Source organism: Streptococcus mitis, assembly GCF_003942995.1.
Taxonomy (GTDB): Bacteria; Bacillota; Bacilli; order Lactobacillales; family Streptococcaceae; genus Streptococcus; species Streptococcus mitis_CV.
The window spans coordinates 192,850-207,375 of record NZ_RJOH01000002.1 but is presented as its reverse complement, the minus strand read 5'-3'; the positions used below and the strand labels follow the sequence as shown (position 1 = coordinate 207,375).

Here is a 14,526-nt window from a genome sequence, read left to right as displayed (position 1 = left end):
AATTTTTCTGTAAATCCCCGTAACAGTTGTCGATATTTCATATAAAAAGGTATCCAATAGAAAATTATTAAATGTCTGTAAACTGTGATATAATCGTATTGACTATTTTTTATGATACTATACGATTTTTATTAAGACAGTCGATAGTTGTTGATGCTGGAAACCATGATATAACTGGCAATTCCTGACATGTGAAGAAAGGTTGAAATCCAGCCTGTTATATTTGGTAGAAGCATGGTTAGAGATAGAACGATTAAAAGGATATAAAATAGTTTTAATCCTAAATTGAAATTTTTCCATATACTAAACATACTCATCACCCCACCCGTTACAAAAGCATAGCCAATAGCAGAGATACCCGATGCCTGAATTTCTTGATTCTGTGTTAATATATGGAATACAATTGAAGATATTACCATAGAAGTAATAAAAACTAAAAATACATATTTTGATCCCCTTTTATACTCCAATAGCCCACCAAAAGGAAGTAACATTAAAGTATTTAAAACTAAATGAAACCATATAAACCATACTGGTGCTTCTTTACTTCCATGCATAAATGTACCACTAAAGTATTGCCAACAATAAATTGGCTTTGAATGAAATGCAAATAAGTCATACATTACACTTCCCAAAAAGGTAGTAAGAATTCCTAGCAATAAACAAATTACAACTAAAATACTGACCACAGGGCAAATTTTTATGATTCTTTTCATGTTATAGATTCACTTCTAAATAATACTAATTTTTGCTAATCAATATGTGTCACTATTATATCATTTCCATCTATAAATGTTAATCAATTTTAACAAGATTAACAACAAGATTAAAATTGAAGATAATCAAAATTTACTTGCATTTTTTCTTGACAATTATTCCTTTTACGTGTAAAATAGAATAGATCTTGAACTTGAAGGGAGTGAAAAAAATGTCTAAAACAGTAGTACGTAAGAATGAATCTCTTGACGACGCACTTCGTCGTTTCAAACGTGCGGTTACTAAAGCTGGTACTCTTCAAGAAACACGCAAACGTGAATTCTATGAAAAACCTTCTGTAAAACGTAAACGTAAATCAGAAGCAGCTCGTAAACGTAAAAAATTCTAATTAGAAATGAAAGGCTAGAGAAATCTAGTCTTTTTCTTTTAAATAAATACTACAAAGCCTGCAAAAATCTGAAATATCCTCCTACAATTTGATATAATAGAGAGAAGAACTCATTTGAAGGAGGAAATGATGTCGGTTTTAGTAAAAGAAGTGATTGAAAAGCTTAGACTAGACATTGTCTATGGCGAACCAGAATTGCTTGAAAAGGAAATTAATACTGCGGATATTACGCGACCTGGTCTTGAAATGACAGGCTATTTTGACTACTATACGCCAGAGCGGATTCAACTTTTGGGGATGAAGGAGTGGTCCTACCTCGTTTCGATGTCCTCTCACAACCGTTACCAAGTCTTGAAAAAAATGTTTCTACCTGAGACACCTGCGGTCATTGTTGCTCGTGGTTTGGTGGTTCCTGAGGAGATGCTAAAGGCAGCTAGAGAATGTAAGATTGCTATTTTAACTAGCCGTACGGCGACCAGTCGATTGTCTGGAGAGTTATCTAGCTATTTGGATTCTCGTTTGGCAGAACGTACCAGTGTGCACGGTGTCTTGATGGATATCTATGGTATGGGTGTCTTGATTCAGGGCGATAGTGGAATTGGTAAAAGTGAGACAGGTCTAGAGCTTGTCAAACGTGGTCACCGCTTGGTAGCAGATGATCGCGTAGACATCTTTGCCAAGGACGAGATTACCCTTTGGGGTGAACCGGCTGAAATCTTGAGACACCTGATTGAAATTCGTGGGGTTGGGATTATCGATGTTATGAGCCTCTACGGTGCGAGTGCCGTCAAGGATTCTTCACAAGTCCAGTTGGCTGTTTATTTGGAAAATTACGATACACATAAAACTTTTGATCGTCTTGGAAACAATGCAGAGGAACTTGAAATTTCTGGCGTATCTATTCCTCGTATTCGTATTCCAGTTAAAACAGGTCGTAATATTTCTGTTGTGATTGAGGCTGCTGCCATGAATTATCGTGCCAAGGAAATGGGCTTTGATGCGACTCGTTTGTTCGAAGAACGCTTGACCAATCTTATTGCTCAAAACGAGGTGCCTAATGCTTGATCCAATTGCTATTCATCTAGGCCCTCTAGCCATTCGTTGGTATGCCTTGTGTATTGTGACAGGCTTGATTCTTGCGGTTTATTTGACCATGAAAGAAGCACCTAGAAAGAAGATCATACCAGACGATATTTTAGATTTCATCCTGATAGCTTTTCCTTTGGCTATTTTAGGAGCACGTCTCTATTATGTTATTTTCCGTTTTGATTACTATAGTCAGAACTTGGGAGAAATTTTTGCCATTTGGAATGGTGGTTTGGCTATTTACGGTGGTTTGATAACTGGGGCTATTGTACTCTATATCTTTGCTGATCGTAAACTCATCAATACTTGGGATTTCCTAGATATTGCAGCGCCTAGCGTCATGATTGCCCAAAGTTTGGGTCGCTGGGGCAATTTCTTTAACCAAGAAGCCTATGGTGCAGCAGTGGATAATCTGGATTATCTACCTGGCTTTATTCGTGACCAGATGTATATTGAGGGGAGCTATCGTCAGCCAACCTTCCTTTATGAGTCTCTATGGAATCTTCTTGGATTTGCCTTGATTCTGATTTTTAGAAGAAAATGGAAGAGCCTTAGACGAGGTCATATCACTGCCTTTTACTTGATTTGGTATGGTTTCGGTCGTATGGTCATCGAAGGTATGCGGACAGATAGTCTCATGTTCTTTGGTCTTCGAGTGTCTCAATGGCTATCAGTTGTCCTTATCGGTCTTGGTATTTTTATCATTCTATATCAAAATCGAAAGAAGGCCCCTTACTATATTACAGAGGAGGAAAACTAAATGTTAGAAGTTGCATATATTCTTGTAGCCCTTGCTTTGATTGTATTTTTAGTGTATCTAATCATTACTGTACAAAAGCTTGGACGTGTGATCGATGAAACAGAGAAGACGATTAAAACCTTAACTTCAGATGTGGATGTGACCTTGCATCATACCAATGAATTGCTGTCTAAGGTCAATGTCTTGGCAGATGATATCAATGTCAAGGTGGCAACGATTGATCCACTCTTTAGTGCAGTTGCAGATTTATCTCTATCTGTTTCAGATCTTAATGACCATGCGCGTGTCTTGAGCAAGAAAGCTTCATCAGCTGGTTCAAAAACACTCAAAACTGGTGCAAGTCTGTCAGCTCTACGTGTCGCAAGTAAATTTTTCAAAAAATAAAAAAGGAGAATTCTTATGGGTAAACTATCCTCAATCCTTTTAGGAACCGTTTCAGGTGCAGCTCTTGCCTTGTTTTTAACAAGCGACAAGGGAAAACAAGTTTGCAGTCAGGCTCAAGATTTTCTAGATGATTTGAGAGAAGATCCTGAGTATGCCAAGGAGCAGGTCTGTGAAAAACTGACAGAAGTCAAGGAGCAGGCTACAGATTTTGTTCTTAAAACCAAAGAACAGGTTGAGTCAGGTGAAATCACTGTGGACAGTGTCCTTGCTCAAGCCAAATCATGTGCTCGTCAAGCGACAGAAGCATCAAAAGATCGATTCAATAATCTCAAGGAGCAATGGCAAGAAAAGGCCGAAACTCTTGATGAATCAGAAGAGATTGTTATTGACATAACAGAAGAATAAACCATCACCATCTCTGGACGGACTATGTATCTGGGGATGGTGATTTTTTTCTCGTAGCCTGTCTTTGTGGTATAATAAGTACTATGCAGAAAAAACCAACGTCAGCCTATGTGCACATCCCATTTTGTACCCAGATTTGTTATTATTGTGACTTCTCAAAGGTTTTCATCAAAAATCAGCCAGTTGATAGCTATTTGGAGCATCTGCTGGAAGAGTTTCGTTCTTATGACATTCAAAAGTTACGAACCCTTTACATCGGTGGTGGGACACCGACAGCCCTGTCAGCGTCACAACTAGAGGTGTTATTGAAGGGCTTGACTGAAAACTTGGACTTGTCTGTCTTAGAGGAGTTGAGCATTGAAGCCAATCCAGGCGACTTGGACGCGGATAAGATTGCTGTTTTGAAGAACTCGGCTGTCAATCGTGTTTCGCTAGGCGTGCAGACCTTTGACGACAAGATGCTGAAAAAGATTGGGCGCAGTCATTTGGAGAAGGATATTTATGAAAATATCGACCGCCTGAAACTGGCTGGTTTTGACAATATCTCCATCGATTTGATCTATGCACTGCCAGGTCAGACCATGGAGCAGGTCAAGGAAAATGTGGCTAAAGCCATTGGGTTGGATATTCCCCATATGAGTCTGTATAGCTTGATTTTGGAAAATCATACGGTCTTTATGAACCGCATGCGACGAGGGAAATTGCCTCTGCCTAAGGAGGAACTGGAAGCTGAGATGTTTGAGTACATCATCGCAGAGCTGGAGCGAGCTGGTTTTGAGCATTATGAGATTTCCAATTTCTCAAAGCCTGGTTTTGAAAGTCGCCACAATCTCATGTACTGGGATAATGCTGAATACTATGGCATCGGTGCTGGGGCATCTGGTTATGTTAATGGAGTGCGCTATAAAAATCATGGTCCCATTCGTCATTATCTCAGTGCAGTTGAGGAAGGCAATGCTCGTGTTACAGAAGAGCACCTGAGCCAAAAAGAGCAAATGGAAGAAGAAATGTTCCTGGGGCTTCGCAAGAAATCAGGGGTCTCTATAGCGCGATTTGAGGAAAAATTTGGAAGGTCTTTTGATGGACTTTATGGAGAAATTGTCAGAGATTTGGTTCAACAAGGTCTCATGCAAATAGACGGTGATCGCGTGCGCATGACAAAAAGAGGTCTCTTTTTAGGAGACACCGTAGCAGAACGATTTATTTTGGAGTAGGATGATGGGCTTAACTTATCAAATGAAAATGAAAATTCCTTTTGATATGGCTGATATGAATGGTCATATTAAACTTCCAGATGTGATTTTACTGTCCCTGCAAGTTTCAGGGATGCAGTCGATTGAGTTGGGTGTTAGTGATAAGACTATTTTGGAAGAGCATAATCTGGTCTGGATTATCACAGATTATGATATTGAGGTGGTTCGTTTGCCTCGTTTTGCAGAAGAAATCACTATCGAAACGGAAGCTTTGAGCTACAATCGGCTCTTTTGCTACCGTCGCTTTACTATTTATGATGAAGAGGGACGGGAACTCATCCACATGATAGCGACCTTTGTTCTCATGGATCGAGACAGTCGAAAAGTCCATGCTGTTGAACCTGAGATTGTGGCTCCTTACCAGTCTGACTTTGATAAAAAGCTTATCCGCGGACCAAAGTATGAGTCTTTGGATGAACCATTCAGCAAGGATTACCATGTTCGTTTTTACGACTTGGATATGAATGGTCATGTCAATAACAGTAAATATCTGGACTGGATTTTTGAGGTCATGGGAGCGGACTTTTTGACCCAATATATTCCCAAGAAAATCAATCTCAAGTATGTCAAAGAAGTTCGACCAGGTGGGGTTATTACATCGTCTGTTGAACGGACTGGACTGGAAAGCAAGCATGTGATTACAAGCGACGGTGCGACTAATGCTCAAGCCATCATCACTTGGCAAGAAATGAAGAAGGATTAGAGAAAAATATGAAATATAAAGGCTATTTAATTGATTTAGACGGAACCATTTATAAGGGGAAAGATCGAATTCCAGCAGGGGAGGCTTTTATCCATGAATTGCAAAAGCGGGACATTCCCTATCTTTTTGTGACCAACAATACAACCCGCACTCCAGAGAGTGTTCAGGAGATACTGGCTCAGAATTTTAATATTGATACGCCTCTATCGACTGTCTACACAGCGACCTTGGCAACCATCGACTATATGAATGACTTGGGGCTTGAAAAGACGGTATATGTTATCGGAGAATCAGGTCTCAAAGAAGCCATCAAGGCGGCTGGTTATGTGGAAGACAAGGAAAATCCTGCCTATGTGGTAGTAGGTCTGGACTGGCAAGTTGACTATGAAAAATTTGCGACAGCAACTCTTGCTATTCAAAAAGGCGCTCACTTTATCGGAACCAATCCTGACCTCAACATCCCGACAGAACGAGGGCTTTTGCCGGGGGCTGGTTCGCTGATTACCCTGCTTGAAGTAGCAACACGAGTGAAGCCTGTTTATATTGGGAAACCAAATGCCATCATTATGGACAAGGCGGTTGAGCACTTAGGTTTGGAACGTGAAGAATTAATCATGGTTGGGGACAATTACCTGACTGATATCCGAGCTGGGATTGACAATGGTATTCCAACGCTCTTGGTGACGACAGGTTTTACCAAGGCAGAAGAAGTAGCAGACCTACCAATCGCACCGACTCATGTAGTTTCTAGCCTTGCGGAGTGGGATTTTGATGAAAACTAAACGGATCTTTTGGAGCTCTATGCTCTTTCTCCTCTCCCTCTCCATCCTTCTGACCATTTATTTGGCTTGGATTTTTTATCCGTTGGAAATTCAGTGGCTGAACTTAACGGATCGAGTCTATCTAAAACCAGAAACTATTCAGTACAACTTTCATATCTTGATGAATTACCTGACCAATCCTTTTAGTCAGGACTTGCAGATGCCTGATTTTCGTTCGTCAGCAGCTGGTCTGCACCATTTCGCAGTGGTAAAGAATCTCTTTCATTTGGTTCAGCTAGTAGCTCTAGTGACACTGCCAAGTTTTTACGTCTTTGTCAAAGGGATTGTGAAAAAGGGCTTCTTGTCTCTATTTAGTAAAGGGCTTTTGACTCTAGTAGTCTTGCCTGTGCTGATTGGTCTTGGGGGAGTTTTGATTGGTTTTGACCAATTCTTTACTCTTTTCCATCAAATTCTCTTTGTGGGAGATGATACCTGGCTTTTTGATCCAGCCAAGGATCCTGTTATTCTGATTTTGCCAGAGACCTTTTTTCTTCATGCCTTCCTCCTCTTTTTTGCCCTCTATGAAAGCTTCTTTGGCTTTTTGTACCTGAAAAGTCTTAGGAAATAATACTAAAGATGTTCTTATTTTGAGTAAATAAGTTAGGTATGTGATTCGAAACTATTGTCAAGAGTGAATTAACTAAATCTACCTTACCTCAATCGTTCGCAAACAGTCTATTTTTCTTGAAAAAATAGGCTTTTTTTTCTAAAAATCTCTAGTCAAGCGCTTTATTTTTTTGTATAATAGAATTAGCAAAGTATAGATAAGAAGAGAAAAGCATGATTACACTATTTCTATCACCGAGCTGTACTTCATGTCGTAAGGCTAAGGCCTGGTTAGAAAAACATAAGGTGCCCTTTGAGGAACACAATATTATGACCAGTCCCTTAACAAGAAAAGAATTGCAACACATCCTTTCCTTGACCGAAAATGGTACTGATGACATCATTTCAACTCGTTCAAAAATTTTTCAAAAATTGAATATTGATGTAGAGAGTATTTCGGTATCGGAATTGCTTCATTTGATTGAGCAGTATCCTAGTCTTTTGCGTCGTCCAATTATTATCGATGCCAAACGTATGCAAATCGGTTTTAATGAAGATGAGATTCGTGCTTTTCTCCCTCGTAGTTACCGTAAGCAAGAACTAAAAGAAGCAAGAATGAGAGCTGGTATTAGTTAATGAACAAACAGTATAGTTACCCACTAGATTTGTCGTGGAGCACTGAAGAACTTGCTTCAGTGCTTTCTTTTTTTAATGATGTTGAAGCTGCCTATGAAGGCAAGGTAGAGGCTAAAAAGTTACTGGACTCCTATAAGGGATTCAAGGAGGTCGTGCCAAGTAAGAGCGAAGAAAAACGTTTGGGACGAGAATTTGAAACAGTTAGTGGCTATTCGCTTTATCGAGCAGTTCAGGCTGCCAAGGAAAAAGGGGAAGGAAAGATTTCTCTTGGAAAGTAAATTTGAATTTGCCAAAGAGCTTGTTAAGAAAGCGGGCCAGTACATCCTTGACCATATGAAGGAAGACTTACGTGTTGAGACCAAGTCCTCTCCAACAGATTTGGTGACCAGACTGGACAAGGAAGTTCAGGAGCTCTTGGTGAGTGAGATTTTATCTCGTTATCCTGAGGATAAGATTTGTGCTGAAGAAGGTTGTCTGCGAGCCTCGGTTCAAGAGGGCAATGTTTGGGTCATTGATCCCATTGATGGGACCAATAACTTTGTAGCCCAGCAGGAAGATTTTGCTGTTATGGTGGCTTATTTTGAAAATAGTCAAGGCCAGTTTGGTCTGATTTATGATGTGGTCAAAGGGGATTGTTACCACGGTGGTGGGGAATTTCCGGTTTGCCGAAACGATCAGCCCCTAGCTCCTTTTAAAACTAAACCACTTGGAGATTTTCTCATTGCAGGGAATAGTGGTATGCTGGAAACCAATGAATGGGGCTTGGCTGATTTGGGTCGAGCGGTCCTCGGTGTTCGTGTATATGGGAGTGCGGCCATCAGTTTTGCCAAGATTTTGTCAGGGCGTTTGTTGACCTATGTCACCTATCTGCAACCATGGGATTATGCCGCAGCTAGTATTTTAGGGGAAAGTCTGGGCTATCGGGTGGTGACCCTTTCTGGTGAAGCTCCTGATTTTCAAACTAGACAACCGGTCATGATGCTACCTCTTGAAATGCAGGAGGAAATTCAATCCTATATTTACGAAAGGAAAAGAACTTAAATGCAATTTCCAGAAGGATTTGTTGAAAAATATGAAGTGATACTAGGAGATGAGGCAAGAGATTTTCTTGCCTCTTTTGAGGAGGAAGCGGTTTCGGCCTTTCGGGTCAATCCTTTAAAAGAAGCGCCAGTTTCCTTTTCTGATCCCATTCCTCAAACCCCTTGGGGCTACTACGGGAAGGTGTCTGGGAAATCTCCGGAACATGCTACAGGTTTGGTTTATTCGCAAGAACCCGCTGCTCAAATGGTGGCTCAGGTAGCCCAGCCCAGTCCTGGTATGAAGGTTCTGGATTTGGCCGCTGCACCGGGTGGAAAATCAACTCAGCTGGCAGCCTATCTAGCAGGTGAAGGTATCCTGGTTTCCAATGAAATTTCAAGCAAACGGGCTAAGATTTTAGTAGAAAACATGGAGCGCTTTGGAGCGACAAATGTTGTGGTGACCAATGAATCTGCTGACCGCTTGGCCAAGGTTTTTAAGGGCTATTTTGACCTAATCGTTCTTGATGCTCCTTGCTCTGGTGAAGGGATGTTTCGTAAGCAACCAGGTGCTATGGACTATTGGAGCTTAGATTATCCGAGTCAATGTGCTAGCTTGCAAAGAGAAATTCTGGAGGATGCAGTGACCATGCTAGCTGAAGGTGGTCGCTTGGTTTATTCAACCTGTACCTGGGCCCCCGAGGAAAACGAAGAGATTGTCAATTGGCTACTGGAGGAGTATGATTTTGATTTGTTGCCAGTAGAGCATATCAATGGAATGGTAGCTGGTATTGACCTGCCAGAAACGGCTCGGATGTATCCTCATCATTTTAAGGGAGAGGGGCAATTTGTAGCCCATTTACAATTTAAAGGAGAAAATACAGCACCTAAATGTAAGGCAAGCAAGAGCAATCTCAGCCGAGAACAAGTTACTTTGTGGCAGGAATTTGCACAAAAACACTTGAAAATCAATCTAAGGGGAATCTTGCAGACTTTTGGGGACCAACTCTATCTCTTGCCAGAACTCTTACCAGATTTAGGGAAACTCAAGATTGCTCGCAATGGACTGCATCTGGGCACTTTTAAGAAAAAACGCTTTGAGCCTAGTTTTGCTCTTGGTCTAGCCTTGAAACCGAGTCAGGTCAAGCAGTCGGTTGAAATTGACCAAGAAGCGTTTGTCAAGTATGTGGCTGGAGAAACCGTTCAGCTGGTGGACAGTCTGCCAAATGGTTGGTACCAAGTTTTAGTTCAAGGAAATGGTTTGGGCTTTGCTAAGGTGACTGGAAATGTTTTGAAAAATTATTTTCCAAAAGGCCTCAGATTCAAGTGAAAATGCTAGTCAAAGTAGCTTGTCTATGTTATAGTGGAAGTATGGATTTTTTCAAATTATCTTTTATTTTAAGTCAAATTTGGTGGAGACGGCAACTGAGCAAATGACTAGTAAAATTAAGCTATCAACTTCAGTTTGCTCTCAATTTTAAAAAAGAAAAACATAAATAAATAATTGAAAAAATTCACAGTATTCACCATTATTTTCAAGGAGAAAAACAGTGAAAAAAAGGAAAAAACTCGCTCTATCCCTTGCGGCTCTCTTGCTAGCAGGTTCTTTGGCGGGATGTGCTAGCTGGATTGATCGTGGAGAATCCATGACAGCTGTTGGCTCAACGGCTCTTCAGCCCTTGGTCGAAGCAGCAGCAGATGAATTTGGCTCTATGCACGTTGGAAAAACAGTCAACGTCCAAGGTGGAGGATCTGGTACAGGTTTGTCTCAGGTTCAGTCTGGAGCCGTTGATGTAGGAAATTCAGACGTATTTGCCGAGGAAAAAGACGGTATCAACGCCTCCGCTCTAGTGGACCATAAGGTAGCCGTAGCGGGCTTGGCAGTCATTGTAAATAAGGAAGTTGATGTTGAAAATCTGACAACTGAACAACTCCGTAGCATCTTCACAGGTCAAGTGACCAACTGGAAAGAAGTCGGTGGGAAAGACCTAGCCATTTCCATTATCAACCGCGCGGCAAGTTCAGGTTCGCGTGCAACCTTTGATAGTGTTATCATGGATGGTCAATCTGCCGTGCAGAGTCAAGAACAGGATTCAAACGGGATGGTCAAAAACATTGTTTCCCAGACACCAGGAGCTATTTCTTACCTAGCCTTTGCCTATGTGGATGACTCAGTTAAACGTATGAAGTTGAATGGCTATGAGCCAATTGCAGAAAATGTTACAAGCAATAACTGGCCTTTGTGGTCTTATGAACACATGTACACCCTAGGTCAACCAAATGAATTGGTGGCAGAATTCCTCAACTTTGTCCTCTCAGATGAAGCGCAAAGCGGAATCGTTAAGGGAATGGGATATATTTCTGTCAAGGAAATGAAGGTTGAAAAAGATGCTGTAGGAACGGTGACAGCACTAGAAGGGAGTCAATAATGAATCAAGATGAATTAGCTAAAAAATTACTTTCTCCCTCAAAGAACTCTCGTTTAGAGAAATTAGGAAAAGGCTTGACCTTTGCCTGTCTGTCTTTGATTGTTATCATTGTGGCCATGATTTTGATTTTCGTCGCCCAAAAAGGTTTGTCGACCTTCTTTGTAAATGGGGTTAATATCTTTGATTTCCTCTTTGGCCAAACTTGGAATCCTTCAGGTAAACAATTTGGTGCTCTTCCCATGATTTTGGGTTCCTTTATTGTCACAATCCTATCGGCCCTTATCGCAACTCCTTTTGCCATCGGTGCGGCAGTATTTATGACAGAGGTCTCACCAAAAGGTGCTAGAATCTTGCAACCAGCTATTGAATTACTTGTCGGGATTCCTTCAGTCGTGTATGGATTTATCGGTTTGCAGGTCGTAGTTCCTTTTGTCCGCAGTGTCTTTGGTGGAACTGGTTTTGGGATTTTGTCAGGGATTTTCGTTCTCTTTGTCATGATTTTACCGACGGTAACCTTTATGACAACCGATAGCTTGCGTGCGGTACCTCGTCACTACCGCGAAGCTAGTTTGGCTATGGGGGCCACTCGCTGGCAAACCATCTGGCGCGTGACCTTGAAGGCAGCGCGTTCAGGGATTTTTACAGCAGTGGTCTTTGGGATGGCGCGTGCCTTTGGTGAGGCCTTGGCCATTCAGATGGTGGTCGGAAACTCAGCCGTCGTCCCAACTTCATTGACAACACCTGCTGCGACCTTGACCTCTGTGTTGACCATGGGTATCGGAAATACTGTTATGGGAACAGTTGACAATAACGTTCTCTGGTCACTGGCCTTAGTCTTGCTCTTGATGAGTTTGGCCTTTAACAGTGTGATTAAATTGATTACGAAAGAAAGAGGAAAGAAAAACTATGCACGCTAAGAAATTAGATAAAATTGCAACAGCTGTCCTCTACTCGATTGCAGGAATTATCGTTGCCATCTTGGCATCCTTGATTCTCTATATCTTGGTTCGTGGTTTGCCCCACATCTCTTGGTCTTTCTTGACTGGCAAATCATCTTCTTACCAAGCAGGAGGAGGGATTGGAATTCAGCTCTATAATTCCTTCTTCCTTCTGGTCATTACCTTGATTATCTCTGTTCCCTTGTCTATGGGGGCTGGGATTTTCCTAGCTGAATATGCCAAAAAAGGTCCTGTAACCAATTTTGTCAGAACCTGTATTGAAATCTTGTCTTCACTGCCATCAGTGGTTGTAGGTCTCTTTGGTTACTTGATCTTTGTAGTTCAGTTTGAGTATGGATTTTCAATCATTTCAGGTGCCTTGGCCTTGACAGTTTTTAACTTGCCTCAGATGACTCGTAATGTTGAGGACAGTTTGAAACACGTTCACCACACGCAACGTGAGGCTGGTTTAGCCCTTGGGATTTCTCGTTGGGAGACTGTGGTCCATGTGGTCATTCCAGAAGCCCTTCCAGGTATTGTGACTGGGGTCGTCTTAGCTTCTGGTCGTATTTTTGGTGAGGCTGCGGCTCTTATCTATACTGCAGGACAATCCGCTCCAGCTCTGGACTGGTCTAACTGGAATATTCTCAGTGTGACTAGCCCAATCTCTATCTTCCGTCAAGCAGAAACCTTGGCTGTCCACATCTGGAAAGTCAATAGTGAAGGAACTATTCCAGATGGAACCATCGTATCAGCAGGTTCTGCTGCCGTGCTCCTCATCTTTATCCTCATCTTTAACTTTGGAGCCCGTAAACTCGGAAGCTACCTACATAAGAAATTAACCGCTGCCTAAAGGAGAAGCCATGTCAAAATATAATTGGGATGAAAAGCATATCATCACCTTTCCTGAAGAGAAAGTGGCCCTCTCTACTAAGGATTTACATGTTTACTACGGTAAAAATGAATCCATCAAGGGCATCGATATGCAATTTGAAAAAAATAAAATCACAGCCTTAATTGGCCCTTCTGGTTCAGGAAAATCAACCTACCTTCGCAGTCTCAACCGTATGAATGATACTATTGATATTGCCAAGGTAACAGGTCAAATTCTCTATCAAGGGATTGATGTCAACCGCCCAGAAATCAATGTTTATGAGATGCGCAAGCACATCGGAATGGTCTTCCAACGACCAAATCCCTTTGCCAAGTCTATCTACCGCAATATCACTTTTGCCCATGAACGTGCAGGGGTTAAGGACAAGCAAGTCTTGGATGAAATTGTGGAAACCTCTCTTCGTCAGGCTGCTCTTTGGGACCAGGTCAAAGACGATTTGCACAAGTCAGCCTTGACCCTATCAGGTGGTCAGCAGCAACGTCTCTGTATCGCTCGTGCTATCTCGGTTAAACCAGATATTCTCTTGATGGATGAGCCGGCGTCAGCTTTGGATCCGATTGCGACAGCCCAGCTGGAAGAAACTATGCTGGAATTAAAGAAGGACTTTACCATCATCATCGTGACCCACAGTATGCAGCAGGCTGCGCGTGCTAGTGACTACACAGGATTTTTCTACTTGGGTGACTTGATTGAGTACGATAAGACCTCTAATATTTTCCAAAATGCAAAATTACAGTCAACCAATGACTACGTAACAGGACACTTTGGATAGAAAGGAAACAGTATGAAAGAAGCGATTTTACAGGTATCAGACCTGTCCGTTTACTATAATCAAAAAAAGGCCTTGAATAGTGTTTCCCTATCTTTCCAACCTAAGGAAATTACAGCCTTGATTGGTCCATCTGGATCAGGGAAGTCAACCCTCCTCAAGGCTATCAACCGCATGGGGGATCTCAATCCAGAAGTGACCACAACTGGTTCGGTGGTTTACAACGGCCACAACATTTACAGCCCACGTACAGATACAGTTGAATTGCGTAAGGAAATTGGTATGGTTTTCCAACAACCGAACCCTTTCCCTATGTCTATCTACGAAAATGTTGTTTACGGGCTTCGTATCAATGGAGTTAAGGATAAGCAGGTTCTGGATGAAGCGGTAGAAAAAGCCCTACAACGAGCTTCTATCTGGGATGAGGTCAAGGATCGCCTGCATGATTCAGCTATCGGTCTTTCAGGTGGACAACAACAACGTGTCTGTGTTGCTCGTGTCTTGGCAACCAGTCCTAAAATCATTCTCTTGGATGAACCGACTTCAGCTCTGGACCCTATCTCGGCTGGTAAGATTGAGGAAACCTTGTATGGTTTAAAAGATAAATACACCATGCTCTTGGTTACGCGTTCCATGCAACAAGCCTCTCGTATTTCTGACAAGACAGGATTTTTCCTAGATGGAGATCTGATCGAGTTTAACGATACCAAGAAGATGTTCCTCAGCCCACAACACAAGGAAACAGAAGATTATATTTCAGGAAAATTTGGATAAGGAGAT

At 41.7% G+C, this 14,526-nt stretch carries 19 protein-coding genes; 18 read left to right on the top strand and 1 reads right to left on the bottom strand.

The features are described from left to right. Window positions 1-131: 131 nt before the first annotated feature. Window positions 132-716, bottom strand: a complete 585-nt coding sequence (locus tag D8836_RS02500; protein ID WP_000821240.1) for a rhomboid family intramembrane serine protease — start codon at window positions 714-716, stop codon at window positions 132-134. A 212-nt stretch (window positions 717-928) separates the two neighbouring features. On the opposite strand from D8836_RS02500, the gene rpsU reads away from it, so the two are divergent. From rpsU to pstB (D8836_RS02410), 18 genes are all read left to right on the top strand, one after another. Further along, a complete protein-coding gene (rpsU, locus tag D8836_RS02495) occupies window positions 929-1,105 on the top strand; it encodes a 30S ribosomal protein S21 (RefSeq protein WP_000048054.1) in 177 nt (58 codons plus the stop codon). Between the two features lie 129 nt (window positions 1,106-1,234). Then, window positions 1,235-2,170 (top strand): HPr(Ser) kinase/phosphatase, encoded by a 936-nt coding sequence (gene hprK, locus D8836_RS02490; RefSeq protein WP_000115157.1) that lies wholly within the window; start codon window positions 1,235-1,237, stop codon window positions 2,168-2,170. Continuing rightward, a complete protein-coding gene (gene lgt, locus D8836_RS02485) occupies window positions 2,163-2,951 on the top strand; it encodes a prolipoprotein diacylglyceryl transferase (RefSeq protein ID WP_125393053.1) in 789 nt (262 codons plus the stop codon). Before hprK ends, lgt begins: the two co-directional genes overlap by 8 nt. Beyond that, a complete protein-coding gene (locus D8836_RS02480) occupies window positions 2,952-3,335 on the top strand; it encodes a DUF948 domain-containing protein (RefSeq protein WP_000895046.1) in 384 nt (127 codons plus the stop codon). A gap of 15 nt (window positions 3,336-3,350) precedes the next feature. Next, window positions 3,351-3,740, top strand: coding sequence for a YtxH domain-containing protein (locus D8836_RS02475; RefSeq protein WP_000517381.1), 390 nt, complete (start codon window positions 3,351-3,353; stop codon window positions 3,738-3,740). 83 nt (window positions 3,741-3,823) lie between these two features. Then, on the top strand, window positions 3,824-4,954 hold the full coding sequence (gene hemW / locus D8836_RS02470) for a radical SAM family heme chaperone HemW (RefSeq protein ID WP_125393052.1): 1,131 nt from the start codon (window positions 3,824-3,826) through the stop codon (window positions 4,952-4,954). Between the two features lie 4 nt (window positions 4,955-4,958). Further along, complete coding sequence (locus tag D8836_RS02465) at window positions 4,959-5,696, top strand: acyl-[acyl-carrier-protein] thioesterase (RefSeq protein WP_125393051.1); 738 nt, start codon at window positions 4,959-4,961, stop codon at window positions 5,694-5,696. 8 nt (window positions 5,697-5,704) lie between these two features. Beyond that, window positions 5,705-6,478, top strand: a complete 774-nt coding sequence (locus tag D8836_RS02460; protein ID WP_125393050.1) for a TIGR01457 family HAD-type hydrolase — start codon at window positions 5,705-5,707, stop codon at window positions 6,476-6,478. Next, complete coding sequence (locus tag D8836_RS02455; RefSeq protein WP_125393049.1) at window positions 6,468-7,085, top strand: TIGR01906 family membrane protein; 618 nt, start codon at window positions 6,468-6,470, stop codon at window positions 7,083-7,085. The genes D8836_RS02460 and D8836_RS02455 overlap by 11 nt, the downstream gene beginning before the upstream one ends. Before the next feature lie 212 nt (window positions 7,086-7,297). Continuing rightward, complete coding sequence (locus D8836_RS02450) at window positions 7,298-7,699, top strand: Spx/MgsR family RNA polymerase-binding regulatory protein (RefSeq protein WP_000631255.1); 402 nt, start codon at window positions 7,298-7,300, stop codon at window positions 7,697-7,699. Then, complete coding sequence (locus D8836_RS02445) at window positions 7,699-7,977, top strand: UPF0223 family protein (RefSeq protein WP_001041978.1); 279 nt, start codon at window positions 7,699-7,701, stop codon at window positions 7,975-7,977. The genes D8836_RS02450 and D8836_RS02445 overlap by 1 nt, the downstream gene beginning before the upstream one ends. Next, window positions 7,967-8,740 carry an inositol monophosphatase family protein gene (locus tag D8836_RS02440; RefSeq protein ID WP_125393048.1) on the top strand — a complete coding sequence of 258 codons (774 nt, stop codon included), beginning with the start codon at window positions 7,967-7,969 and terminating at the stop codon, window positions 8,738-8,740. Before D8836_RS02445 ends, D8836_RS02440 begins: the two co-directional genes overlap by 11 nt. After that, window positions 8,741-10,045, top strand: a complete 1,305-nt coding sequence (locus D8836_RS02435; protein ID WP_125393047.1) for an RsmF rRNA methyltransferase first C-terminal domain-containing protein — start codon at window positions 8,741-8,743, stop codon at window positions 10,043-10,045. A gap of 220 nt (window positions 10,046-10,265) precedes the next feature. After that, window positions 10,266-11,144, top strand: coding sequence for a phosphate ABC transporter substrate-binding protein PstS family protein (locus tag D8836_RS02430; protein ID WP_125393046.1), 879 nt, complete (start codon window positions 10,266-10,268; stop codon window positions 11,142-11,144). After that, window positions 11,144-12,061, top strand: a complete 918-nt coding sequence (pstC, locus tag D8836_RS02425; protein ID WP_125393045.1) for a phosphate ABC transporter permease subunit PstC — start codon at window positions 11,144-11,146, stop codon at window positions 12,059-12,061. Before D8836_RS02430 ends, pstC begins: the two co-directional genes overlap by 1 nt. After that, the gene (pstA, locus tag D8836_RS02420; RefSeq protein WP_000543046.1) at window positions 12,051-12,935 is read left to right on the top strand and encodes a phosphate ABC transporter permease PstA; all 885 of its coding nucleotides are present in this window, start codon (window positions 12,051-12,053) and stop codon (window positions 12,933-12,935) included. The genes pstC and pstA overlap by 11 nt, the downstream gene beginning before the upstream one ends. A 10-nt stretch (window positions 12,936-12,945) precedes the next feature. Next, the gene (gene pstB / locus D8836_RS02415) at window positions 12,946-13,749 is read left to right on the top strand and encodes a phosphate ABC transporter ATP-binding protein PstB (protein ID WP_000049848.1); all 804 of its coding nucleotides are present in this window, start codon (window positions 12,946-12,948) and stop codon (window positions 13,747-13,749) included. Window positions 13,750-13,761: 12 nt separating this feature from the next. Then, entirely contained in the window at window positions 13,762-14,520 is a 759-nt protein-coding gene (pstB, locus tag D8836_RS02410; protein ID WP_125393044.1) for a phosphate ABC transporter ATP-binding protein PstB, read from the top strand. Window positions 14,521-14,526: the final 6 nt, after the last annotated feature.